Below are 23441 nucleotides of genomic sequence, written 5' to 3' on the forward strand. Positions count from 1 at the left end.
CCGCCGCATCAGAGGGGCGTTTAACTGCCCATCGGGGCGTTTTGGTTACCCTGTAACGGGCGCAGCTTGCTGTACAACAAGGCGACAACGAACAGCACGGCCTGCACGATGACGATACAGGGCCCGGTGGCGCCGTCGATGTGGAAGCTGATCAGGGTGCCGAGCACGCAAGAGAACACCGACACCACCGTTGCCACCATCAGCATGCGATCAAACCGGCGGCACAGCATAAAGGCGATGATGCCGGGGGCGATCAGCATGGCGATCACCAGGATCACCCCCACGGCCTGCAGCGAGGCGACGATGGTCATCGCCAGCAGGCAAAGCAGCCCGTAGTGCAGCAGCTTGACCGGCAGGCCAATCACCCGGGCGTGGTGCGGGTCGAAACAGTACAGCATGAAGTCTTTGCGCTTGAGCAACACCACCGCCAGGGTGATGCCGGCAATCAGCAGGGTTTGCTTGAGCTCGCCGTCGGTGATGCCCAGCATGTTGCCGAACAGAATGTGGCTTAGGTGTTGGTCGGTGTCGATGCGCGAGAACAGCACCAGGCCGAAGGCGAACATGCCGGAAAAGACGATGCCCATCACCGTGTCTTCTTTCACCCGGCTGTTCTCTTTCAGGTAGCCGGTGGCCACCGCGCAAAAGATGCCGGAGAGGAAGGCGCCGATCGCCAGCGGGATGCCGACCACGAACGCCACCACGATGCCGGGCAGTACCGCGTGCGAGATGGCGTCGCCCATCAGCGACCAGCCTTTGAGCACCAGATAGCAGGAGAGCACGGCGCACACTACGCCGGTGACGATGGCGGCGACGATCGCCCGCTGCATGAACGGGTAGGCGAAGGGTTCGCTGAGCAGTTGATACAGGGTGTCCATCAGCGGCCTCCGGTTTGCGAATGCGCCACACGGCGCCGGGACGCCAGCAGGCCGTGTTTCGGCGCGAAGAAGAACGCCGCCAGGAACACCAGCGTTTGCAGGGTGACGATCACCCCGCCGGTGGCGCCATCGAGGAAGAAACTCAGGTAGGCGCCGATGCCGCTGGTCAATGCGCCGATGATGATGGCGATGATCACCAGCCGGCTGAAGCGGTCGGTCAGCAGATAGGCGGTGGCGCCCGGCGTGATCACCATGGCGATCACCAAAATGGCGCCGACGGTTTGCAGCGCGGCGACGGTGCAGGCGCTGAGCAGGGTGAAGAACAGGATCTTCAGCTTCAGCGGCGACAGGCCAATCGATACCGCGTGGCTTTCGTCGAAGAACACCGCCAGCAGGTCTTTCCACACCAGACACAGGATCAGCAGCGAAACGCCGATGATGATTTCCACCTGCAGCACGTCTTCGTCGGCGATGCCGAGGATATTGCCGAAGATGATCGACTGTACGTTGACCGAGGTGGGGTTGAGCGACACGATCAGCAGGCCGACGGCGAAGAAGGTGGAGAAGATGAAGCCGATGATGGCGTCTTCGCGCAGGCGGGTGATGTGGCGCACCAGCGTCATCGCCAGCGCCGCCAGCATGCCGGTAAAGAAGGCGCCGGCGGCGTAGGGCAGGCCGAGGGCGTAGGCGCCGGCCACGCCGGGCACCACCGAGTGCGACAGCGCATCGCCCATCAACGACCATCCCTTCAGCATCAGATAGGCGGACAGGAACGCGCAGGCGGCGCCGACGATGGCGCTGACCCAGATGGCTTTCACCATGTAGTTATAACTGAAAGGTTGCAGCAGAAGGTCCAGCATCAGGATTGTTTCTCCCTGGCCTGGCTGTTGGCCGGCGGATCGCTCTTGGTGTGGCCGTAGAACACCGCCGGGCGCTCATCGTCGGTCAACACCGTAACGGTGCGCGGATCGTTGTCGTCGTGCAGGTCCGGGCCTGAGAGGTTGATATGGCGCAGCACGCCGCCGAATGCCTGCTCCAGGTTGCTCTGCGTGAAGGTGGTTTCGGTTGGGCCGGCGGCCAGCACCGTGCGGTTGATGAGGATCACCCGATCGCAAAACTCCGGCACGCTGCCGAGGTTGTGGGTGGAGACCAGGATCAGATGCCCCTCGTCGCGCAATGCGCGCAGCAGCTCGATAATGGCATTCTCGGTTTTCACATCCACGCCGGTGAACGGTTCATCCAGCAGCAGCACGGTGCCCTGTTGCGCCAGCGCGCGCGCCAGAAACACGCGCTTTTTCTGGCCGCCGGACAGCTCGCCGATCTGCCGACCGCGCAGCTCGCTGAGGCCGACCCGCTCCAGCGCCTTGTCAACCCGCAACCGGTCCTCTCGCGACGGAATGCGCAGGAAATTCATCTTGCCGTAGCGGCCCATCATCACCACGTCTTCCACCAGCACCGGGAAGTTCCAGTCGACGTCCTCGGTCTGCGGCACGTAGGCGATCAGGTTCTTTTTCAGCGCGTCCGCTACCGGTTTGTCGCTGAGCGACACCCGGCCGCTGGTGGGCCTGACCAGGCCCATGATGCTTTTGAACAACGTCGATTTACCGCTGCCGTTGACGCCGACCAGTGCGCAGATCGAACCGCCGCTCAGGGTAAAGCTGGCGTTGTGAATGGCGGTGTGTCCGTTGTTGTAGGTCACGGTGACGTCGTCCACGTTCAATTCAGGGCGGACAAACGGTTCATGGGTCATTGATCGAATCCTTTGGCGATGGTTTGCACGGTGGTGTTAAGCAGGTCGATATAGGTCGGCACCGGGCCGTCGCGGGTGGACAGCGAATCCACGTACAGCACGCCGCCGTATTTGGCGCCGGTTTCTTTCGCTACCTGCTTGGCCGGCTTGTCGGAAATGGTGCTTTCGCTGAACACCACCGGAATATGGTGGGCGCGCACCGCGTCGATTACCCGGCGCACCTGCTGCGGCGAACCTTGCTCATCGGCGTTGATCGGCCACAGATAGACTTCTTTCAGCTGATAGTCCTGCGCCAGGTAGCTGAAAGCGCCTTCGCTGGTCACCAGCCAACGCTGTGCGGTCGGAATGCGCGCCAGGCGTTCGCGCAGTGGGGCGTCCAGTGCGCCGATTTTCTCTGCGTAGGCTTTGGCGTTGCGGTTATAGGTTTCCGCATGTGCCGGATCGTGCTCCACCAGGGCTTTGCGAATGTTCTCGATGTACACCAGCGCGTTGCTTGGCGACATCCAGGCATGCGGGTTCGGGTTGCCGTTATACGGCCCTTCGCGGATCGGCAGCGGAGTGATGCCTTCGGTCACAACCGCCGCCGGCACCTGTTTGATGTTTTCGAAGAAGCGCTGGAACCAACGTTCCAGGTTCATGCCGTTCCACAGGATCAGGTCGGCGTGCTGCGCTTTGACGATGTCGCGCGGAGTCGGTTGATAGTCGTGGATCTCGGCGCCCGGCTTGGTGATGGATTCCACCACGGCGGCGTCACCGGCCACGTTCTGGGCAATGTCCTGAATGATGGTAAAGGTCGTCACCACGCGCAGCTTTTTATCCGCCAGCGCGTGTTGACTGACCAAGGCGGTGCCGAGCAGTAGGCAGGCGAGCGTAAAAGGGCGTAACAGTGCGGCAGCGCGGGAAGGGCGACTGCGACGAAAAGCGCAACTTATCAATGGCATGATGACGTCTCCTGGTTCAAATGAAAATGATTATCAATATCAATTGAAGCGAAGTCAAGCGTCACTTGCCCACCGCCGGCGGGGTATTTCTCCAACTGAAAAAATAATACCGTCCGGGGAGTTATAGCATTTTATGTATCAGTATGTAACCGCTGAAGGTAGTCCTCACAGGCGCATATCGTCACCTCCGGCTGTTTTCCCAATGCCAACTGCCCGAACCCCTGCGCCAGGCGCAGTACATCCTCTTGATCCAGCACGGTTATGAACGCGAAACTGTTGCTGCCGAGCTCATGGTGAACGCCATTTTCGTCTGTCACCGACGTGACAAAACCTTCGCGCGTCAATTGCCCGGTCAGCTTCGCCAGGTCGGTTAATCCCGCTTCCTGATAGCGAAAAGTCACCACAAAGCAGTTTGTTGCAGATTGACTCATAAATCACCTCTTGGTATATGGATAGCTTGAGATTAGCCCAAAAAATTACTGCAGGTGTCCTTACAAGTTGTATATGCTACGCAACTCATTGAAAGGAGTGAGGGATTCTGTGAAAACAAAAATAGGTTGCCTTACGGCAATTTTGCTTTTGTCGGGGTGCGCCAAAGACCCACAAACGGCAAGCAATATTTCAGGCAGTGGCACAACGCGCGGCGGTTGGTTAAAACCCCCTCCGCAGGCACCGGTAAACCGCACAGGCACCCCGGTTGCTTATAACGATTACATTCGTCAGGCCGCCAGCAACTACGGCGTTGACGAAACGCTGATTAAAGCGATTATTCAGGTGGAGTCCGGGTTTAACCCGAACGTGGTCAGCACCTCGAACGCAGTGGGATTGATGCAGCTTAAGGCTTCTACCGCCGGCCGCGACGCCTATCGCATGAAAGGACGAAACGGGCAACCCAGCTCGCGTGAGCTGAAAGATCCGGCGGTCAATATTGATCTGGGAACGGCCTATATCAATATTCTTCAAAGCCAGCAGCTAGCCGGGATCAACAACCCTCAGACTCTGCGTTATGCCACCATCGTTTCGTACGTGAACGGGGCGGGTGCCATGTTACGCACCTTCTCCTCGGACAAGCGTGTGGCGGTGAATCGCATCAATCAGATGAGTCCGGACGAGTTTTATCAGCACATCCAGAAAAAGCACCCGGCACCGCAGGCGCCGCGCTATTTGTGGAAGGTGACCACCGCCTACCAGGCGATGTCGCAGTAACCCTCTCTTTTGTCGAATCGGCCGCTGAACGCGGCCGATTTTGTTTATGGCGCCGCTTAAGAGCACGACGCACCTCTCATTTTTCGTTATTTCCTCGCCGGTTATCAGAAAAACCGCACAAAAAGTTAAATTTACGTTAGCAGATAAATCTTTACGTTCATTCAATAAGTTACCGGTAACATTTTTGCATTTGCTCGCATTCTGACCTTCAATAAATAGACAAATAAGTAACAAATTATTTTAAAAACCCGTATCGATCGCAAGGTTGCGGTTAAATAGTTGTGACTATCTTTGGATGGAATGTGACATGTCGAATCATAAAACCAACAATTCGCGGCGCGATTTCTTGTTGAAATCGATGACCTTAATTCCTGCGGCGGTAATTGGTGGCAGTGGCGTTGGCGCGCTGACGGCACCGGCACCAGCGGTCGCGGCCCCGAACACTTCAACGCAGAACGATTACCAACCGACCTTTTTCACCCCGGAAGAGTGGGCCTTCATCAGGGCCGCCGTCGCGCGCCTGATCCCGGCCGACGAACGCGGCCCTGGCGCACTGGAAGCCGGCGTGCCGGAGTTTATCGATCGCCAGATGAATACCCCATACGCCACCGGCTCCATCTGGTACATGCAGGGGCCATTCAACCCCGATGTGCCGAAGGAGATGGGTTATCAGCTGCCGCTGGTGCCCAAGCAAATCTACAACCTCGGCATCAGTGACGCCGACGCCTACAGCAAGAAAACCGCCGGCAAGCCCTTCGCCGAACTGGATGGCGCACAGCAAGACGCCATGCTGCAAAAGTTCGAGTCCGGCGAGGCGGAGTTCCAGCAGCTGCCGTCGAAACTGTTCTTCTCCTATCTGTTGCAAAACACCCGCGAAGGTTTCTTCAGCGATCCTATCCATGGCGGCAACAAAGACATGGTGGGCTGGAAGCTGATTAATTTTCCGGGCGCGCGCGCCGATTTTATGGACTGGGTTGAGCGAGGGGAGCGTTATCCCTTCCCGCCGGTCTCGATTCGTGGGGAGAGGGGCTGATCATGGCAACGGTAATGAAAAAAGTAGATGCGGTGATCGTCGGTTTCGGCTGGGTGGGCGCGATCATGGCCAAAGAGCTGACCGAGGCCGGCCTCAACGTGGTGGCGTTGGAGCGTGGCCCGATGCGCGACACCTATCCGGACGGTTCTTATCCGCAGGTGATCGACGAGCTGACCTATAACATCCGCCGCAAACTGTTCCAGGATCTGTCGAAAAGCACCGTCACCATTCGCCACAACAGCAGCCAGACCGCGGTGCCTTACCGCCAGCTGGCGGCGTTCCTGCCGGGCACCGGCGTTGGCGGTGCCGGCCTGCACTGGTCGGGCGTGCATTTTCGCGTCGATCCGATCGAACTGCGCATGCGCAGCCACTATGAAGAGCGCTACGGCAAAAACTTCATTCCGAAGGACATGACCATCCAGGACTTCGGCGTGACCTACGACGAGCTGGAACCGTTCTTCGATAAAGCGGAGAAAGTGTTCGGCACCTCCGGCACCGCCTGGACCATCAAAGGGCAGAAAGTGGCGCAGAAGGGCGGCAACCGCTTTGCGGCGGATCGTTCCAGCGACTTCCCGCTGCCGGCGCAGAAAAATACCTACTCCGCCCAGCTGTTCGAGAAAGCGGCGCTGGAGGTGGGTTATCACCCTTACAACCTGCCGTCCGCCAACACCTCGGACTCTTACACCAACCCGTACGGCGCGCAGATGGGCCCGTGCAACTTCTGCGGTTTCTGCAGCGGCTACGCCTGCTACATGTATTCCAAGGCCTCGCCGAACGTCAACATCTTGCCGGCGCTGCGCATGGAGAAACGTTTCGAGCTGCGCACCAACGCCAACGTGCTGAAGGTCAACCTGACCGACGACAAATCCCGCGCCACCGGCGTGAACTACGTCGATGCGCAGGGCCGCGAGATTGAACAGCCGGCCGATCTGGTGATCCTGGGCGCGTTCCAGTTCCACAACGTGCACCTGATGCTGCTGTCCGGCATCGGCAAGCCTTACGATCCGGTGACCGGCGAAGGCGTGGTCGGGCGCAACTTCGCCTACCAGAACATGACCACCATCAAGGCGTTCTTCGATAAAGACGTGTTCACCAACCCGTTCATCGGCGCCGGCGGCAACGGCGTGGGCGTGGACGACTTCAACGCCGATAACTTCGACCATGCCAAAGAAGGCTTCGTCGGCGGTTCGCCGTTCTGGGTCAACCAGGCTGGCACCAAGCCGATCTCCGGCCTGCCGACGCCTCCGGGCACCCCGGCCTGGGGCAGCAAATGGAAAGCGGCGGTGGCGGATGCCTACACCCACCACGTTTCGATGGACGCCCACGGCGCGCACCAGTCGTACCGCAACAACTATCTGGATCTCGATCCCAACTACAAGAACATCTTTGGCCAGCCGCTGCTGCGCATGACGTTCGACTGGCAGGAAAACGACATCAAGATGGCGCAGTTCATGTACGACAAGATGGCGCCGATCGCCAAGGCGATGAACCCGAAACTGATCGCCGGCAGCCCGAAAAACGCCAACAGCCACTTCGACACCACCAGCTACCAGACCACCCATATGAACGGCGGCGCGGTAATGGGGGAAGATCCGAAGACCAGCGCGGTCAACCGCTATCTGCAGAGCTGGGACGTGCACAACGTGTTCTCGATCGGCGCATCGGCCTTCCCGCAAGGGCTGGGCTACAACCCGACCGGCACCGTGGCGGCGCTGGCTTACTGGTCTGCCCGCGCCATTCGCGAGCAGTATCTGAAAAACCCAGGCCCATTGGTGCAGGCATAAGGACGGCGAACGATGAAAGCATTTGTACCGGCACTGGTTCTCAGTGCAGTGAGTTTTTCCGTTTGGGCGCAGGACGCCACCGTCAGCAGCGAGCTGATCAAGCGCGGTGAATACCTGGCGCGCGCCGGCGACTGCGTGGCTTGCCACACCGACGGCAAGAGCGGCAAAACCTTCGCCGGCGGTCTGGCGATGGAGACGCCGATCGGCACCATCTACTCCACCAACATTACGCCGGACAAGAAAACCGGCATCGGCGATTACAGCTTCGAGGATTTCGACAACGCGGTGCGTAAGGGCGTAGCCAAAAACGGCAGCACCCTGTACCCGGCGATGCCGTACCCGTCGTTCGCGCTGGTGAAAGAGGACGACATGCGCGCCATGTATGCCTATTTCATGCACGGCGTGCAGCCGGTGGAGCAGGCCAACAAGGACTCCGACATCCCGTGGCCGCTGTCGATGCGCTGGCCGCTGAGCATCTGGCGCGGCATGTTCGCGCCGTCGCCGGCGGATTTTGTCGCTGACGCCAAGGCCGATCCGGTGATTGAGCGCGGCCGCTACCTGGTGGAAGGCCTGGGCCACTGCGGTGCCTGCCATACCCCGCGCAGCATCACCATGCAGGAGAAAGCGTTGAGCAACAGCGAAAGCGACGACTACCTGTCCGGGAGCAACGCGCCGATCGATGGGTGGGTGGCTTCCAGCCTGCGCGGCGACCGCAAGGACGGCCTGGGCAGCTGGAGCGAAGCCGAGCTGACCGAGTTCCTGAAAACCGGCCGTAACGACAAAGCCATCGTGTTCGGCGGCATGAGCGACGTCGTGGAGCACAGCCTGCAATACCTGAGCGACGACGATCTGACCGCCATCGCGCGCTACCTGAAATCGCTGCCGCCGAAAGACGGCAAGCAGCAGGCGGCGCCGGTCGAAGACAGCGTGGCCAAGGATCTGTGGCGCGGGAATGACAGCAAGCCCGGCGCGGCCCTGTATGTTGATAACTGCGCGGCCTGCCACCGCACCGACGGCGTGGGCTACAAGCGCGCCTTCCCGTCGCTGAAGGGCAATCCGGTGGTGCAGACCGAGGACGCGACCTCGCTGATCCACATCGTGCTGACCGGCAACACCACGCCGGCGGTGCAGGGCGCGGTGTCCAACATCACCATGCCGCCGTTTGGCTGGCGTTTGAACGACCAGCAGGTGGCGGACGTGGTGAACTTCATCCGCTCCAGCTGGGGCAACAGCGCCAAACCGGTGAGCGCCTCCGACGTGGCTGACGTGCGTAAAGACCGCTCGATGATCCGCGATGAGAAGGAGATGGGCAGCGCCGAGGTGCCGGATCATCCGGACGCGAAGAAGTAAACCGCTTAAGGGCTCCGCAAGGAGCCCTTAGTTTTTCCTGCCCGTGCCGGTTTTTTCAGCATTTTCTGTTCGCAAATCATCCGTTCAGCCGATAAAACATAGACCCGCAGCGGATTTTTCATTATCCTTTGCCGTCCTTTCATCAGGCGTAAGTATGAAATATCGCTTTAATTCACTGATTACTATTAAAAAATTCGCGGAGAAGGATATCCCGTTAGGCGCAATCGTTGGCGCTGCAGATTAAGGTAGACTGTCTCATGAGTACGATTTCTCCCGATTCAGGCACGCTGACGGCCGCTCAGCCTGCCAAATGGAACAAAACCGACACCGTCTGGATGTTCGGTCTTTATGCCACCGCGGTGGGCGCCGGCACATTGTTCTTGCCGATCAACGCCGGTTTGAACGGCCCGCTGGTGCTGCTGTTGATGGCGCTGTTCGCTTTCCCGTTGACCTATTTGCCGCACCGCGCGCTCAGCCGCTTCGTGCTTTCTGGCTCCAGCCGCGACGGCAATATTCACGATGTGGTAGTGGAACACTTCGGCGTGCTGGCCGGAAAAATCATCATGATGCTGTATCTGATGGCGTTCTTCCCGATCGTGCTGGTGTACAGCATTTCGATCACCAACGCGCTGGACAGCTTCCTGATCCACCAGTTCCACGTGGCGCCGCTGCCGCGTATCTGGCTGAGTCTGGCGGTGGTCGTAGTGCTCAATCTGGTGCTGCTGCGTGGCAAAGACAGCATCGTGGCGGCGATGGGCATGCTGGTGTTCCCGCTGCTGGTGTTCCTGATGGGTATTTCGCTGTACCTGATGCCGAGCTGGAATACCGCCAACTTCGTGCACGGCCTGGCCACCACCCGCTTCGACACGCCGGGGCTGTGGCATTCACTGTGGCTGGCGGTGCCGGTGATGGTGTTTTCCTTCAGCCATGCGCCGATCATTTCCTCCTTCGCCTCGACCCAGAAGAGCCTGTATGGCGACAAGGCGGAGCGCCGCTGCGCGCGCATCATGCGCTACAGCTATGTGCTGATCTGCGTTACCGTGCTGTTTTTCGTGTTCAGCTGCGTGCTGAGCCTGTCCCATGAAGACATGCAGCAGGCGAAAGATCAGAACATCACGGTGCTGACCACGCTGGCCAACAAGTTTTCCAACCCGCTGATCGCCTATCTCGGCCCGGTGATGGCAATGCTGGCAATGGCTAAATCCTATCTCGGCACCTCGCTGGGGGTGACGGAAGGGGCGACCAGCCTGATCGATGGCGTCACGCGCGCGGTCGGCAAGCCGCTCAGTTCGCGCATGACGCACCGCATCTCGGCGGTGGCACTGTTCCTGCTCACCTGGGCGGCGACGGTGTGGAACCCCAGCGCGCTGCACATCATCGAAACCATCAGCGGCCCGCTGATTGCGGCGATCCTGTTCATCCTGCCGATGTACGCGGTGCGTGCGGTGCCGGCCATGCGCCAATATCGCGCGGCGAGCAACGTCTTCGTGCTGGTGATGGGCTTGATTGCGCTGTCGGCGCTGATCTACGGCCTGATGTGATCCCCTGGGCGCGCCGGCTCCGGCGCGCCTCTTATCCTTCCTTTACACATCCCTTTGCAATTAATCGCCGGCATGCTGGGCGTTATCTTTGATAATGCAAGCCATTCTCATTAGTATTTCCTGAATGTATTCATGACTAAGGAGTCTTTCGTGCACCGTCGAATCACTTTGCCGGCGCTGGTTTGCGCCGCCTTACTCGCCTCTCCGGCGATGGCCACTACCTATCCGTTGACCCTGACCGACACCTCCGGCCAGACGGTCACCCTCCCGCAGGAGCCGAAACGCATCGTGGTGCAGGACGGGCGCGACATTCTCACGCTGGCGCTGCTCGATCGCGCCAACCCGTTCGGCCGGCTGGTGGCCTGGAATAACCTGCTGAAGAAAAGCGACGCGGCGACCTGGGAAATCTTGCAGAGCAAATGGCCGGCGGCGAAAAACATCATCGACATGGGATTCAGCGATAAAGGCGAGGTGAATCTGGAGAGCGTGATCGCCAAGCGCCCCGATCTGATGATCGCCCAGCTGCGCTCCAAGCCTTCGCTGAGCCAAACCGGCGTGCTGGATAAGCTGAAGGCGCTGAACGTGCCGGTGCTGTTTATCGATACTATGCTCAAGCCGGTGGAAAACACGCCGAAAAGCGTGACGCTGTTGGGGGAAACCCTCAACCGTGAAAGCGAAGCCAAGCAATATACCGATTATTATCAGCAGCATTATCAGGCCATTCTGGCCAAAACGCAGTCGGTGGAACCCAAACCGTTGGTGTTCTTCGAAGCCAAGGCCGGCCTGAATGGCCTGGAATCTTGCTGCTTCACCCATGCGCACGTCGGCTGGGGGGCACTGGTCGAGGCGGTCGGCGCGCGTAACATCGGTTCTGCGCTGCTGCCGGGTGCGACCGGCGACGTGGCGCTGGAAAAAGTGATCAGTATGAAACCGGATGCGTATATCGTTTCCGGCTCGCAGTGGGCCAGCAAGACCAATGCCGCGGTGCCGTTCGGCTATGGCGTGACGCAGCAGCAGGTGGATGAGGCCTTCAACCGCATGAAGCAGCGCCCAGGGTTCTCGCAGGTGTCGGCGGTGAAGGAAGGGCGGTTCTACGGCATCTACCATAACTTCTACAACCACCCGTACAACATCGTCGGGCTGGAGTATCTGGCGAAGTTTATCTATCCGGCGCAGTTCCCGGATTTGGATCCGGCCAAGACCTACAGCGAGATCCTCAGTCGCTTTACCGAAGTGCCGGAAGGCAAGGGCATTTTGGGCGCGCAGGCGCCGGCGGGGAAATAACGGCAACGGGCGCGATGTCGCGCCCGTTTTGTATGATCAGGCGGTCGGTGTATAGGTGGAGATGATCTCCAGCACGCCGTTGATGATGAACTGAACGCCCATGCACACCAGCAGGAACCCCATCAGGCGCGAGATCGCCTCGATGCCGCTTTTCCCCACCAACCGCATGATGGCGCCGGAACTGAGCAGGCAGGCCCACAGGATCACCGCGACCGTCAGGAAGATGGCGACCGGCGCCACGGCCAACACCCAGGGTTCAAAGCCCAGCGAGTTCGCTTTGACGCTCGATGCCGAGCTGATGATCATCGCGATGGTGCCCGGCCCGGCGGTGCTCGGCATGGCCAGCGGCACGAAGGCGATGTTGGCCGACGTTTTGTGGCGCAGCTCGTGCGACTTGCTCTCCACCTCCGGCGCGTCTTCGGGGCTCTGCTGCGGGAACAGCATGCGAAAACCGATGAAGGCGACGATCAGGCCGCCGGCGATGCGCAGGCCGGGGATCGAAATGCCGAAGGTGTTCATCACCACCTGCCCGGCGTAAAACGCCACCGTCATGATGCAGAACACATAAACCGAGGCCATCAGCGACTGCTGATTACGCTCTTCGCGCGTCATATTGCCGGACAACCCGAGCAGCAACGCCACCGTGGTCAGCGGGTTGGCCAGCGGCAACAGCAGCACCAAACCCAGTCCGATGGCCTGGAATAACTGCAAAATACCCGTCATAAAATAGACTCCCTGTGCAACGTTCAAGCCGCCAAACGGCGGCCCATGAGCTGAACAGCCTAGCCTGCCGTACGCCTGGCGGCAATGGGGATAGCTCGTAACGTTAATTAACCGTCGGCCCGGGCGTTCAGCGTCGCCGGCCGGCGAAATTCGTCGGCGGGAGCCTCATCGTCATCGCCGCACTCGCCGGCGAGCTCAGGTTCATCCTCACACCCCAGCGGCGCCTCGTTGACCGCAATCGCGCGCGGCACCGAACGTGCGCCAAAATGCACCAGCCCATATAACGTCGCCAATGCCGCGCACGCCACGATGAGGGCTGCGAGTAACCGGTTCATGTTTTGCGCTAAGACCCTGTTCACTGGTGGATAGCGTAAGAATAGTGATGCTAAGACGGTCTGTCAGCGTATCGCCGCTGAGAGTAGACGCACTCTTGATGTTATTATCATTAATTATTTTTAACTGTTTTCACCCTTTAACCGCCTGATTGATGAAGCGAGTCTATAATGGTAAGGCTTTCTGGCATTTCTTTATAATCGAAAACTTAAAAGGAGTTTTACTATGGAAGTGGCAAAAGAATGGGTAGCGGCGAAAAAAATCTCCTGGGGCAGCGTCATCGGCGGCGTGATCACCGTATTGGCTGTTTCACTGCTGCTGTCGACGTTAGGCACCAGTCTTGGATTCTCCATCGTGGATCCGACATCAGACGATCCGATAAACGGCGCCGGTACCACCGTAGTGATTTGGTCCGCTGTTTCAATCATTATTAGTTTGGCCGCCGGCGCTTTTATTGCTGGGCGTTTGGCTGCTAATGACGGACTTATTCATGGCTTCCTGGTCTGGGCTACGTCACTGATTGTGGCGGCGGTGCTGGGTGGGATGCTGGTCGGGTCTGCAGTGAAGGCGACCGGCAATGCGCTGGGCGCTATCGCTTCGACCTCCGGCAGCTTGCTCTCCGGCGCCGGTTCAGCGATTGGCAAAGGGGCATCCGGATTGGCGGACGCCGGCGGTAAAGTGTTTGACAAGTTGGGCATTGACACAACCTTGGAACCTGAACAGCTGCAAGGCGATGTGGTTACGGCGCTTAAAAAAAGCGGTATCCCGTCATTGCAGCCTGAATTCATGCAACAGCAGTTGAATGCGGCCAAAACTGATTTGGCGGACGCAGTAAAAGCCCTGGCACTTCAGCCTGACAATAGCGACGCCATTATTAATCAACTGGTCGCCAAGCTTAAAAAACAGGGTGAGGTCATCTCGCAAGATGTGGATCAAGACGCCCTGAAAAAGGCCTTGGCAGAAAATACCGATATGACGCCGCAGGAAGTGGACCAGACGGTGAAGAATTTGGTCGAAGCCAAAAATAAAACTGCACAGCTGGTTAATCAGCGTTTGGATGACGCCGAAGCAAAAATCAATCAGGCAAAACAGGAGTATGTGGAGCTGAAACAGAAGGCGCGCGAACAGGCTGCCGCTGCTGCAGACGAATTGTCGCGGGCCGCATTATGGTCATTCTTTGCGCTGTTGATTGGCGCAGTGGTCAGTGCGTTGGCAGGCTTGTGGGGCGTTAACACCAATGCCCGCCGTATCGCGGTATCACCTGCGCAGGCGTAATCTTCGGGCTCCTTTGCGCGTCTCGATGATAGAGGGATGAGAGCCTGGAATACTGACGACGATGAAGTGACAGCCAGGAAAGACTGGCCCCACCCCGGCCCAGGTGCCGGGGTTTTTTTATTGTTTCGGCGTAATTAACGACCACCTTTCGCGTGGCTCAGGGCATTAGGCACCAATTGCCACGATCCCTGAGAACAGGTGGATACCATAGATGCGCTGTAAATAATAATGAGTGTGATTATGAAACAAGAACTGCATCTTTTACTGGGGAAAATCGGCGCATTCGCGCTTTCCGCCGCCTTCATGGCGGCATTGGTCGGCCTGGTGTTTATCGATGTGCACTGGCTGCATAACTTCGTTCATGAAACCTCGCTGACCGAAGCGGCACAGGAACTGTTGCTGCTCGCCATCTCCGGCGGTTTTTTCGCCGCGGCCCGGCGACAGGCTGAACGGCGTTCCGCCTGGCTGCTGGTTGGCGGCTTCTTTCTCTGCATGCTGATCCGCGAGATGGACTTCGCGTTCGATGCGTTGTGGCATGGCGCCTGGGTGTGGTTCGCACTGGCGGTCGCCTTGGCCTGCCTGTGGCATGCGGCACGGCATATTGCGGCCACGGTGCGCGGTCTGGCCTATGTCGTGTCGCACCCTGGCTACGGCATGATGTGCGCCGGCCTGCTGTGCATTCTGGTTTTTTCACGCCTGTTCGGCATGAGCGCGCTGTGGCAAACGCTGATGCTGGACGGCTACAACCGAGTGGTGAAAAACATGGTGGAAGAGGGGTGCGAACTGTTGGGCTACGGCCTGTGTCTGTTGGCTACCCTCAGCTATCTGAAAGGCGTTTTGGCATCGAATGAGGCGAAAGTGTGAGGGCGGTGGCACTTTATTTATCCGGAACAATTTTAGTGATACTATTCGCTTAGCCGAATGCGGCTGAGAAGGTATGCGTTCCATTCTGTATACCCAGTGAGGTTTCAATCTGGCAATTGTGGGCGAGATCTGAAACCTGGCTGACCAAACCCAAAATCCAATTTTCGTACTGCATGTGATCTGTCGTGTGGGTCACCACTGTAGATAAGGAATTATTAATGCCTGTTATTACCCTTCCTGACGGAAGTCAGCGTCATTTCGACCACCCCGTTTCCCCGATGGATGTCGCGCGCGATATCGGCCCTGGCCTGGCGAAAGCCTGTATCGCCGGCCGCGTCAACGGCGAGCTGGTTGACGCCGGCGATCTGATCGAATCAGATGCGCAGCTGGCCATCATCACCATCAAAGATGAAGACGGTCTGGAAATCATGCGCCACTCCTGCGCGCACCTGCTGGGTCATGCGATCAAGCAGCTGTGGCCGGATACCAAAATGGCGATCGGTCCGGTGATCGACAACGGTTTTTATTATGACGTGGACATCGACCGCACCCTGACGCAGGAAGACCTGGATCTGCTGGAAAAGCGGATGCACGAGTTGGCCGATAAGGATTACGACGTCATCAAGAAGAAGGTCAGCTGGCAAGAAGCCCGTGACACTTTCGCTGAGCGCGGCGAAATCTATAAAGTGGCGATCCTGGATGAGAACATCAGCCATGACGATCGTCCGGGCCTGTATCACCACGAAGAATACGTCGACATGTGCCGCGGCCCGCACGTGCCGAACATGCGTTTCTGCCACCATTTCAAACTGCAGAAAACCTCCGGCGCTTACTGGCGTGGCGACAGCAAAAACAAAATGCTGCAGCGTATCTACGGTACCGCCTGGGCAGACAAGAAGCAGCTGAACGCCTACCTGCAGCGTCTGGAAGAAGCGGCCAAGCGCGATCACCGCAAGATCGGCAAACAGCTCGACCTGTATCACATGCAGGAAGAAGCGCCGGGTATGGTGTTCTGGCACAACGACGGTTGGACTATCTTCCGCGAGCTGGAAGCCTTCGTGCGCATGAAGCTCAAAGAGTATCAGTACCAGGAAGTGAAAGGTCCGTTCATGATGGACCGCGTGCTGTGGGAAAAAACCGGCCACTGGGAAAACTACAAAGACGCCATGTTCACCACCGCGTCGGAAAACCGCGAATACTGCATCAAGCCGATGAACTGCCCGGGTCACGTGCAGATCTTCAACCAGGGCCTGAAGTCGTACCGTGATTTGCCGCTGCGCATGGGGGAATTCGGCAGCTGCCACCGCAACGAGCCTTCGGGTTCACTGCACGGCTTGATGCGCGTGCGCGGCTTCACGCAGGATGACGCCCACATCTTCTGTACCGAAGAGCAGGTGCGCGCCGAAGTGAACGAATGTATCCGCATGGTGTATGACGTGTACGGCACTTTCGGCTTCGACAAGATTGCCGTCAAGCTGTCCACGCGTCCGGAAAAACGCATCGGCACCGACGACATGTGGACCCGTGCGGAAGAAGACCTGGCCGCCGCGCTGACCGAGAACGGCATTCCGTTTGAATATCAGCCGGGTGAGGGCGCCTTCTACGGACCGAAAATTGAATTTACCCTGCATGATTGTTTGGATCGCGCATGGCAATGTGGTACCGTGCAGCTCGATTTCTTCTTGCCGGGCCGTTTAGGCGCATCGTACGTTGGCGAAAACAACGATCGCGTCGTGCCGGTAATGATTCACCGCGCCATTTTGGGCTCCATGGAACGTTTCATCGGTATCCTTACCGAAGAATACGCCGGGTTCTACCCGACCTGGATCGCTCCGGTGCAGGTGGTGGTGATGAATATCACCGATAGCCAGTCTGATTACGTCCAGCAATTGACCAAAAAACTGCAGGATGCAGGTATTCGCGTGAAAGCGGACTTGAGAAATGAGAAGATTGGCTTTAAAATTCGCGAACATACTTTACGTCGAGTCCCTTACATGTTGGTGTGCGGTGACAAAGAGGTCGAAGCAGGCAAAGTTGCCGTTCGTACCCGCCGTGGCAAAGACTTGGGAAGCCTGGACGTAAACGAAGTCGTAGACAAGCTGCTGAAAGAGATTCGCAGCCGTAGTCTTCATCAACTGGAGGAATAAAGTATTAAAGGCGGAAAACGAGTTCAACCGGCGCGTCCTAATCGCATTAACAGAGAAATTCGCGCGCAAGAAGTTCGCCTAACCGGCGTCGATGGCGAGCAGATTGGTATTGTCAGTCTGAATGAAGCTCTTGAAAAAGCTGAGGAAGCGGGCGTTGATTTAGTAGAAATCAGCCCAAATGCCGAACCGCCAGTTTGCCGAATCATGGATTACGGCAAATTCCTCTACGAGAAGAGCAAGTCGACGAAAGAACAGAAGAAGAAGCAAAAAGTTATCCAGGTTAAGGAAATCAAATTCCGTCCTGGCACCGATGATGGCGACTATCAGGTCAAACTACGCAACCTGATTCGCTTTCTGGAAGATGGCGATAAAGCCAAAATCACCCTGCGTTTCCGTGGGCGTGAGATGGCGCACCAGCAGATCGGTATGGAAGTGCTTAACCGCGTCCGTAAAGACCTGTGTGAAGATATGGATCTGGCAGTGGTCGAATCCTTCCCTACGAAGATCGAAGGCCGCCAGATGATTATGGTGCTCGCTCCTAAGAAGAAACAGTAAGGCTTACAAGTAATGGAACCCGCGCGGCGCTTGCGCTGTGTGGGTTTTATTCGCCCAACTGATTCGTTGTTTAACAATGCGAAGTGGATTTAATTAAAATGCCAAAGATTAAAACTGTACGTGGTGCAGCCAAGCGCTTCAAAAAAACCGGCAGCGGTGGTTTTAAGCGTAAACATGCCAACCTGCGTCATATTCTGACCAAAAAAGCAACCAAGCGTAAACGTCACCTGCGTCCGAAAGGCATGGTGTCTAAAAACGATCTGGTCCTGGTTACCGCGTGCCTGCCGTACGCATAAGCCATTTTTTTTGAATTTAGAATAAGACTTTAGGAGAGAGCATATGGCTCGCGTAAAACGTGGTGTAATTGCACGCGCACGTCACAAGAAAATTATGAAGCAGGCGAAAGGTTACTACGGTGCCCGTTCGCGCGTATATCGTGTTGCCTTCCAGGCAGTAATCAAAGCAGGCCAGTATGCTTACCGTGACCGTCGTCAACGTAAGCGTCAGTTCCGTCAGCTGTGGATTGCACGTATCAACGCAGCTGCTCGTCAGAACGGTCTGTCTTACAGCAAGTTCATCAACGGCTTGAAAAAAGCGTCGATCGAAATTGACCGTAAGATCCTGGCTGACATCGCAGTCTTCGACAAAGTGGCCTTCGGCGCACTGGTTGAGAAAGCGAAAGCAGCTCTGGCGTAAGTCAGTAGAAGAGGGAGCTTGCTCCCTCTTTTAATCTTTGTTTTCAGCGACAAATATTGACTTTCATTGCCCGCCGCTATATCACTGGTGGTCAATCATCGACAAGGTACCGCAATCATGCACGCAGCTATTTTTCGTTTCTTTTTTTACTTTAGCGCCTGATTTCAGGAGGCTTTGCGCGTAAGAAAAGAAACGAAAAGTAGCGCCTAAGCCTCCCTCGTGGAGGCTTTTTTGTTTTTGGCCATCGGCTCGCCTTGCAAAGCGTTGCGGTGAGAACGGCGGGTACTCAGCCGGCCCTGTGCCGCGCAGGTGAGCCATCCGGCCGACAACGCATTGAAAAGTCTTTGAAGATTGCTCAAAGGCGTGTTCGAATAATAGATAACAATTACTTAGGGCCATCCCGGCCAGAGGAAGAGGAAAGCAATGCCACATCTCGCAGAGCTGGTTGCCAGTGCCAAGGCAGCCGTAGAAGATGCCCAGGATGTTGCCGCGTTAGATTTGGTACGCGTCGAATATTTTGGCAAGAAAGGTCATTTCACCTTGCAGATGCAGTCTCTGCGCGACGTACCGGCGGAAGACCGCCCGGCGGCCGGCGCGGTGATCAACCAGGCCAAGCAAGAGGTGCAAGACGCCCTGAACGCGCGCAAGAACGCGCTGGAAAGCGCCGCGCTGAACGCGCGCCTGGCGGCTGAAACCATCGACGTCTCCCTGCCGGGCCGTCGCATGGAAAACGGCGGTTTGCATCCGGTGACCCGCACCATCGACCGTATCGAAACCTTCTTCGGCGAGCTGGGCTTCTCCGTTGCCACCGGCCCGGAGATTGAAGACGATTACCATAACTTCGACGCGCTGAATATTCCAGGGCATCACCCGGCGCGCGCCGACCACGATACCTTCTGGTTCGACGCCACGCGCCTGCTGCGCACTCAGACCTCCGGCGTGCAGATCCGCACCATGAAGAACCAGCAGCCGCCGATCCGCATCATTGCGCCGGGCCGCGTTTATCGTAATGACTACGATCAGACCCACACCCCGATGTTCCACCAGATGGAAGGGCTGATCGTCGATAAAGACATCAGCTTCACCAACTTGAAGGGCACGCTGCACGATTTCCTGAATAACTTCTTTGAAGAAGACCTGCAGGTTCGTTTCCGTCCGTCCTACTTCCCGTTCACCGAACCGTCCGCTGAAGTGGACGTGATGGGCAAGAACGGCAAATGGCTGGAAGTGCTGGGCTGCGGCATGGTGCATCCGAACGTGCTGCGCAACGTGGGCATCGATCCGGAAGTTTACTCCGGCTTCGCCTTCGGTATGGGCATGGAGCGCCTGACGATGCTGCGTTACGGCGTCACCGACCTGCGCGCATTCTTCGAAAACGATCTGCGTTTCCTCAAACAGTTTAAGTAAGGCGGGAATATCACATGAAATTCAGTGAACTCTGGTTGCGCGAGTGGGTAAACCCGGCCATCAGCAGCGAAGCATTATCCGATCAAATCACCATGGCCGGTTTGGAAGTGGACGGCGTGGATCCGGTTGCCGGCGCGTTTAACGGCGTCGTGGTGGGTGAAGTGGTCGAGTGCGGTCAGCACCCGAACGCCGATAAACTGCGCGTCACTAAAGTTAACGTGGGCGGCGATCGCTTGCTCGACATCGTCTGCGGTGCGCCGAACTGCCGTACCGGCCTGAAAGTGGCGGTTGCCACCGTGGGCGCGGTGCTGCCGGGCGACTTCAAAATCAAGGCCGCCAAGCTGCGCGGCGAGCCTTCGGAAGGCATGCTGTGCTCATTCTCCGAGCTGGGCATTTCCGACGATCATGACGGCATCATTGAGCTGCCGCTGGATGCGCCGATCGGCACCGACATCCGCGACTATCTGAAACTGAACGACAGCACCATCGAGATCAGCGTCACACCGAACCGCGCCGACTGCCTGGGCATCATCGGCGTTGCGCGTGACGTGGGCGTACTGAACCAGGTTGCGCTGACCGAGCCGGATATGAGCCCGGTGGCTGCCACTATCGACGCCACGCTGCCGATCCGCGTTGACGCGCCGCAGGCGTGCCCGCGTTATCTGGGCCGCGTGGTGAAAGGCATCGACGTCAAGGCGCCAAGCCCGCTGTGGATGCGTGAAAAACTGCGTCGTTGCGGTATCCGTTCTATCGATGCCGTCGTCGACGTCACCAACTATGTGCTGTTGGAACTTGGCCAGCCGATGCACGCCTTCGATCTGAGCCGCATCGACGGCGGCATCGTGGTGCGCATGGCGGAAGAAGGGGAAACCTTGACGCTGCTGGACGGTAACGAAGCCAAACTGAACGCCGACACCTTAGTGATCGCCGATCATCAAAAAGCGTTGGCGATGGGCGGCATCTTCGGCGGCGAGCATTCCGGCGTCAACGGGGAAACCCAGGACGTGCTGCTGGAGTGCGCTTTCTTCAGCCCGCTATCGATCACCGGCCGTGCACGCCGTCACGGCCTGCACACCGATGCTTCTCATCGCTATGAGCGCGGTGTCGATCCGGCGCTGCAGTACAAAGCGATGGAGCGCGCCACGCGCCTGCTGCTCGACATCTGTGGCGGCCAGGCCGGCCCGGTTATTGACGTGACCGATGAAAACGAATTGCCGAAGCGCGCCACCATCACGCTGCGCCGCGAGAAGTTGGATCGCCTGATCGGCCACGTGGTGCCGAGCGAGCAGGTCAGCGACATTCTGCGCCGCCTGGGTTGTCAGGTGACCGAGCAGGGCGACAGCTGGCAAGCGATCGCGCCGAGCTGGCGTTTCGATATGGAGATCGAAGAGGATCTGGTGGAAGAAGTGGCGCGCGTTTACGGCTACGACAACATCCCGGATGTGCCGGTGCGTGCCGATCTGGTGATGACCCAGCATCGCGAAGCCGATCTGACGCTCAAGCGCGTGAAGACCATGCTGGTCGATCACGGTTATCAGGAAGCGATCACCTATAGCTTCGTCGATCCGAAAGTGCAGGCGTTGCTGCATCCGAATGAAGAAGCGCTGATCCTGCCGAGCCCGATTTCGGTCGAAATGTCGGCCATGCGTCTGTCGCTGTGGACCGGCCTGCTGTCCGCGGTAGTGTACAACCAGAACCGCCAGCAGACGCGTCTGCGCCTGTTCGAAAGCGGCCTGCGCTTTGTGCCTGATAGTGCGGCAAATCTGGGTATCCGTCAGGACGTCATGCTGGCAGGCGTGATCGCCGGCCATACGCACGATGAACATTGGGATCTGGCGCGCAAGCCCGTCGACTTCTATGATTTAAAAGGGGATCTGGAGTCTGTCCTCGAGCTGACCGGTAAATTATCCGAAATTCAGTTCCGGGCGGAAGCCAATCCGGCCCTGCATCCAGGGCAAAGTGCGGCGATTTATTTGCACGGCGAACGCGTTGGTTTCATCGGTGTGGTTCACCCGGAACTTGAACGTAAACTGGATCTTAACGGCCGCACCGTGGTGTTTGAACTGGAGTGGAACAAGCTTGCGAGCCGCGCCGTGCCTCAGGCGCGGGAGATTTCGCGCTTCCCGGCAAACCGCCGTGATATCGCTGTTGTGGTGGCTGAAAACGTCCCCGCAGAAGATATTTTGGCCGAGTGTAAGAAAGTTGGCGCAAATCAGGTAGTTGGCGTAAACTTGTTTGACGTGTACCGTGGCAAGGGCGTGGCAGAAGGTGACAAGAGCCTGGCTATCAGTCTGGTATTGCAGGATACCGCTCGTACACTGGAAGAAGAGGAGATAGCCGCTACCGTTGCAAAATGCGTAGAGGCTCTAAAACAGCGATTCCAAGCATCCTTGAGGGATTGAACCTATGGCGCTTACTAAAGCTGAAATGTCAGAACACCTGTTTGAGAAGCTTGGGCTTAGCAAACGGGACGCCAAAGACCTGGTGGAACTGTTCTTTGAAGAGGTCCGTCGGGCCCTTGAGAATGGCGAACAGGTAAAACTGTCGGGTTTTGGCAACTTTGATCTGCGTGACAAGAACCAACGTCCGGGGCGTAACCCGAAGACCGGCGAAGACATTCCGATTACGGCGCGCCGCGTGGTGACCTTCCGTCCGGGGCAGAAGCTGAAAAGCCGGGTAGAAAACGCCAGCCCGAAAGGGTGAGTGACGTGACATCAAAAAAGGCCGCTTGCGCGGCCTTTTTCTTTTCTGGGACAAAATTCAGTTTATTCCTAATTCTCAAGGCGACTATTAAATTTGTTCGTTAAGTCGGTATGGGGGATTAATTTAACCTCAGTTGCGGAATATTCTTATATCTTATTATTGTTGATGAGTGAATCTATTTCTCTCCTCAGTAACGGCCATAATAATGGCCAGGGCCATCGCTGCGGTGGCCGCCGCCCCAGTGAGGGCCCCAGCAGCAGGCGCTGAGGCTTGAGGCCAAGGCTACAACGGCTAACAACCTACCTATACGTTTAATCATTTTATTATCCTCCGATGGGAATCCGGTTAATTATAATTGTCGCGTCGCTTAAGCGATGTCAGCAATTCATTAAGCCTTGTCAGTGGCTATGATAATTAAAGGCGGCGGCAAACAGTGTAGGGATTGTGTAAGGTCGTCGAAAACGATCTGAAAATAGGCATCGATGAGATAGTCGTTAAATAAATGCGCTGATATAACCACTGCAGCAAGAAAAATAGAGTGAGAAGGCAAAATGAAAAAGATCCTGTTGCTGGTGTGTTTCCCTCTGTTGCTGCCGCTGGCGGCACAGGCCGATGTCTCCGTCGATATCAACGTGCCGGGCGTTTCCCTGCATTTGGGGGATCAGGACCGCCGTGGTTACTACTGGGATGGCTACGACTGGCGTCCCCCGCAATGGTGGCATGCACACCAGGGCCGCGGTTTGGGGGAGCGCAATGCGCGCGGCCTGTACTGGGACGGCGGGCGCTGGCAGCCTTCGCCGCCGCGCGGCTATGAGCATCGCCAGCCGGTGCGCAGCGGCAATCCTTTCCACGGCGATCGCGATAATCGTGATCATGATGGCCGCCATGACGATCGCGGCGACCATGACCGGCGCGATGACGGCCGCGGTCAGCCTTATCCACCGGGCAACGCCGGCCCGCATCGTTAATCCCTG

24 protein-coding genes and 1 other annotated feature are annotated in these 23441 nt (G+C 57.6%); of the genes, 17 read left to right on the forward strand and 7 right to left on the reverse strand.

The genetic code is table 11. The annotated features are described in order from the left end of the window. Positions 1–20 precede the first annotated feature (20 nt). From ACMGGW_RS09380 to ghoS, 5 genes are all read right to left on the reverse strand, one after another. A complete protein-coding gene (locus tag ACMGGW_RS09380; RefSeq protein WP_025302603.1) occupies positions 21–875 on the reverse strand; it encodes a metal ABC transporter permease in 855 nt (284 codons plus the stop codon). Then, the gene (yfeC, locus tag ACMGGW_RS09385) at positions 875–1735 is read right to left on the reverse strand and encodes an iron/manganese ABC transporter permease subunit YfeC (protein ID WP_015377686.1); all 861 of its coding nucleotides are present in this window, start codon (positions 1733–1735) and stop codon (positions 875–877) included. Before yfeC ends, ACMGGW_RS09380 begins: the two co-directional genes overlap by 1 nt. Further along, the gene (locus ACMGGW_RS09390) at positions 1735–2625 is read right to left on the reverse strand and encodes a manganese/iron ABC transporter ATP-binding protein (RefSeq protein ID WP_043143367.1); all 891 of its coding nucleotides are present in this window, start codon (positions 2623–2625) and stop codon (positions 1735–1737) included. The genes yfeC and ACMGGW_RS09390 overlap by 1 nt, the downstream gene beginning before the upstream one ends. Then, complete coding sequence (locus ACMGGW_RS09395) at positions 2622–3566, reverse strand: metal ABC transporter substrate-binding protein (RefSeq protein ID WP_025302605.1); 945 nt, start codon at positions 3564–3566, stop codon at positions 2622–2624. Before ACMGGW_RS09395 ends, ACMGGW_RS09390 begins: the two co-directional genes overlap by 4 nt. Positions 3567–3697: 131 nt before the next feature. Beyond that, positions 3698–3997 carry a type V toxin-antitoxin system endoribonuclease antitoxin GhoS gene (gene ghoS / locus ACMGGW_RS09400; protein WP_025302606.1) on the reverse strand — a complete coding sequence of 100 codons (300 nt, stop codon included), beginning with the start codon at positions 3995–3997 and terminating at the stop codon, positions 3698–3700. Positions 3998–4106: 109 nt separating this feature from the next. Here ghoS and ACMGGW_RS09405 point away from each other — a divergent pair, with 109 nt between their 5' ends. From ACMGGW_RS09405 to ACMGGW_RS09430, 6 genes are all read left to right on the forward strand, one after another. Beyond that, on the forward strand, positions 4107–4772 hold the full coding sequence (locus ACMGGW_RS09405; RefSeq protein ID WP_025302607.1) for a transglycosylase SLT domain-containing protein: 666 nt from the start codon (positions 4107–4109) through the stop codon (positions 4770–4772). 307 nt (positions 4773–5079) lie between these two features. Next, positions 5080–5805 carry a gluconate 2-dehydrogenase subunit 3 family protein gene (locus ACMGGW_RS09410; RefSeq protein WP_025302608.1) on the forward strand — a complete coding sequence of 242 codons (726 nt, stop codon included), beginning with the start codon at positions 5080–5082 and terminating at the stop codon, positions 5803–5805. A 2-nt stretch (positions 5806–5807) separates the two neighbouring features. Beyond that, a complete protein-coding gene (locus ACMGGW_RS09415) occupies positions 5808–7589 on the forward strand; it encodes a GMC family oxidoreductase (protein ID WP_193402484.1) in 1782 nt (593 codons plus the stop codon). 12 nt (positions 7590–7601) lie between these two features. Next, positions 7602–8939 carry a c-type cytochrome gene (locus ACMGGW_RS09420; RefSeq protein WP_147880685.1) on the forward strand — a complete coding sequence of 446 codons (1338 nt, stop codon included), beginning with the start codon at positions 7602–7604 and terminating at the stop codon, positions 8937–8939. Between the two features lie 257 nt (positions 8940–9196). Beyond that, a complete protein-coding gene (locus tag ACMGGW_RS09425; RefSeq protein ID WP_043143391.1) occupies positions 9197–10480 on the forward strand; it encodes a serine/threonine protein kinase in 1284 nt (427 codons plus the stop codon). Between the two features lie 150 nt (positions 10481–10630). Continuing rightward, positions 10631–11764, forward strand: a complete 1134-nt coding sequence (locus ACMGGW_RS09430; RefSeq protein ID WP_060447251.1) for an ABC transporter substrate-binding protein — start codon at positions 10631–10633, stop codon at positions 11762–11764. A 36-nt stretch (positions 11765–11800) separates the two neighbouring features. Here ACMGGW_RS09430 and ACMGGW_RS09435 read toward each other — a convergent pair whose 3' ends face one another. Beyond that, positions 11801–12487: a MarC family NAAT transporter gene (locus ACMGGW_RS09435; RefSeq protein WP_025302613.1), complete on the reverse strand. Its 687-nt coding sequence runs from the start codon at positions 12485–12487 to the stop codon at positions 11801–11803. A gap of 107 nt (positions 12488–12594) precedes the next feature. Beyond that, positions 12595–12822, reverse strand: coding sequence for a hypothetical protein (locus tag ACMGGW_RS09440; RefSeq protein ID WP_025302614.1), 228 nt, complete (start codon positions 12820–12822; stop codon positions 12595–12597). 223 nt (positions 12823–13045) lie between these two features. Here ACMGGW_RS09440 and ACMGGW_RS09445 point away from each other — a divergent pair, with 223 nt between their 5' ends. The 11 genes from ACMGGW_RS09445 to ACMGGW_RS09495 all read left to right on the forward strand — a co-directional run bounded on the left by ACMGGW_RS09445 (position 13046) and on the right by ACMGGW_RS09495 (position 23435). Next, positions 13046–14095, forward strand: coding sequence for a YrzE family protein (locus tag ACMGGW_RS09445; RefSeq protein ID WP_025302615.1), 1050 nt, complete (start codon positions 13046–13048; stop codon positions 14093–14095). Positions 14096–14335: 240 nt separating this feature from the next. After that, entirely contained in the window at positions 14336–14959 is a 624-nt protein-coding gene (locus tag ACMGGW_RS09450) for a hypothetical protein (RefSeq protein ID WP_197831940.1), read from the forward strand. A 218-nt stretch (positions 14960–15177) separates the two neighbouring features. After that, complete coding sequence (thrS, locus tag ACMGGW_RS09455; RefSeq protein ID WP_025159696.1) at positions 15178–17106, forward strand: threonine--tRNA ligase; 1929 nt, start codon at positions 15178–15180, stop codon at positions 17104–17106. 3 nt (positions 17107–17109) lie between these two features. Further along, positions 17110–17661, forward strand: a complete 552-nt coding sequence (gene infC, locus ACMGGW_RS09460) for a translation initiation factor IF-3 (protein WP_048233542.1) — start codon at positions 17110–17112, stop codon at positions 17659–17661. Positions 17662–17759: 98 nt separating this feature from the next. After that, complete coding sequence (rpmI, locus tag ACMGGW_RS09465; protein WP_004931418.1) at positions 17760–17957, forward strand: 50S ribosomal protein L35; 198 nt, start codon at positions 17760–17762, stop codon at positions 17955–17957. 43 nt (positions 17958–18000) lie between these two features. After that, positions 18001–18357: a 50S ribosomal protein L20 gene (gene rplT / locus ACMGGW_RS09470; protein WP_004931417.1), complete on the forward strand. Its 357-nt coding sequence runs from the start codon at positions 18001–18003 to the stop codon at positions 18355–18357. Between the two features lie 113 nt (positions 18358–18470). Next, positions 18471–18593, forward strand: a sequence feature (Phe leader region). After that, entirely contained in the window at positions 18475–18519 is a 45-nt protein-coding gene (gene pheM, locus ACMGGW_RS09475; protein ID WP_121626058.1) for a pheST operon leader peptide PheM, read from the forward strand. Its footprint overlaps the feature before it by 45 nt. Before the next feature lie 187 nt (positions 18594–18780). Continuing rightward, on the forward strand, positions 18781–19764 hold the full coding sequence (pheS, locus tag ACMGGW_RS09480) for a phenylalanine--tRNA ligase subunit alpha (RefSeq protein ID WP_043143373.1): 984 nt from the start codon (positions 18781–18783) through the stop codon (positions 19762–19764). 14 nt (positions 19765–19778) lie between these two features. Continuing rightward, positions 19779–22166: a phenylalanine--tRNA ligase subunit beta gene (gene pheT, locus ACMGGW_RS09485; RefSeq protein WP_197831941.1), complete on the forward strand. Its 2388-nt coding sequence runs from the start codon at positions 19779–19781 to the stop codon at positions 22164–22166. Between the two features lie 4 nt (positions 22167–22170). Further along, on the forward strand, positions 22171–22467 hold the full coding sequence (gene ihfA, locus ACMGGW_RS09490; RefSeq protein ID WP_004931414.1) for an integration host factor subunit alpha: 297 nt from the start codon (positions 22171–22173) through the stop codon (positions 22465–22467). A gap of 551 nt (positions 22468–23018) precedes the next feature. Then, the gene (locus ACMGGW_RS09495; protein ID WP_169540718.1) at positions 23019–23435 is read left to right on the forward strand and encodes a DUF2502 domain-containing protein; all 417 of its coding nucleotides are present in this window, start codon (positions 23019–23021) and stop codon (positions 23433–23435) included. Positions 23436–23441 lie beyond the last annotated feature (6 nt).

The organism is Serratia sp. BNK-4 (assembly GCF_048685115.1).
GTDB lineage: Bacteria > Pseudomonadota > Gammaproteobacteria > Enterobacterales > Enterobacteriaceae > Serratia > Serratia bockelmannii.

Coding starts and splice junctions, on each gene's coding strand:
- ACMGGW_RS09380 (WP_025302603.1), bottom strand. CDS start 875: ATGGACACCCTGTATCAACTGCTCAGCGAACCCTTCGCCTACCCGTTC.
- yfeC (WP_015377686.1), bottom strand. CDS start 1,735: ATGCTGGACCTTCTGCTGCAACCTTTCAGTTATAACTACATGGTGAAA.
- ACMGGW_RS09390 (WP_043143367.1), bottom strand. CDS start 2,625: ATGACCCATGAACCGTTTGTCCGCCCTGAATTGAACGTGGACGACGTC.
- ACMGGW_RS09395 (WP_025302605.1), bottom strand. CDS start 3,566: ATGCCATTGATAAGTTGCGCTTTTCGTCGCAGTCGCCCTTCCCGCGCT.
- ghoS (WP_025302606.1), bottom strand. CDS start 3,997: ATGAGTCAATCTGCAACAAACTGCTTTGTGGTGACTTTTCGCTATCAG.
- ACMGGW_RS09410 (WP_025302608.1), top strand. CDS start 5,080: ATGTCGAATCATAAAACCAACAATTCGCGGCGCGATTTCTTGTTGAAA.
- ACMGGW_RS09415 (WP_193402484.1), top strand. CDS start 5,808: ATGGCAACGGTAATGAAAAAAGTAGATGCGGTGATCGTCGGTTTCGGC.
- ACMGGW_RS09420 (WP_147880685.1), top strand. CDS start 7,602: ATGAAAGCATTTGTACCGGCACTGGTTCTCAGTGCAGTGAGTTTTTCC.
- ACMGGW_RS09425 (WP_043143391.1), top strand. CDS start 9,197: ATGAGTACGATTTCTCCCGATTCAGGCACGCTGACGGCCGCTCAGCCT.
- ACMGGW_RS09435 (WP_025302613.1), bottom strand. CDS start 12,487: ATGACGGGTATTTTGCAGTTATTCCAGGCCATCGGACTGGGTTTGGTG.
- ACMGGW_RS09440 (WP_025302614.1), bottom strand. CDS start 12,822: ATGAACCGGTTACTCGCAGCCCTCATCGTGGCGTGCGCGGCATTGGCG.
- ACMGGW_RS09445 (WP_025302615.1), top strand. CDS start 13,046: ATGGAAGTGGCAAAAGAATGGGTAGCGGCGAAAAAAATCTCCTGGGGC.
- ACMGGW_RS09450 (WP_197831940.1), top strand. CDS start 14,336: ATGAAACAAGAACTGCATCTTTTACTGGGGAAAATCGGCGCATTCGCG.
- thrS (WP_025159696.1), top strand. CDS start 15,178: ATGCCTGTTATTACCCTTCCTGACGGAAGTCAGCGTCATTTCGACCAC.
- rpmI (WP_004931418.1), top strand. CDS start 17,760: ATGCCAAAGATTAAAACTGTACGTGGTGCAGCCAAGCGCTTCAAAAAA.
- rplT (WP_004931417.1), top strand. CDS start 18,001: ATGGCTCGCGTAAAACGTGGTGTAATTGCACGCGCACGTCACAAGAAA.
- pheS (WP_043143373.1), top strand. CDS start 18,781: ATGCCACATCTCGCAGAGCTGGTTGCCAGTGCCAAGGCAGCCGTAGAA.
- pheT (WP_197831941.1), top strand. CDS start 19,779: ATGAAATTCAGTGAACTCTGGTTGCGCGAGTGGGTAAACCCGGCCATC.
- ihfA (WP_004931414.1), top strand. CDS start 22,171: ATGGCGCTTACTAAAGCTGAAATGTCAGAACACCTGTTTGAGAAGCTT.
- ACMGGW_RS09495 (WP_169540718.1), top strand. CDS start 23,019: ATGAAAAAGATCCTGTTGCTGGTGTGTTTCCCTCTGTTGCTGCCGCTG.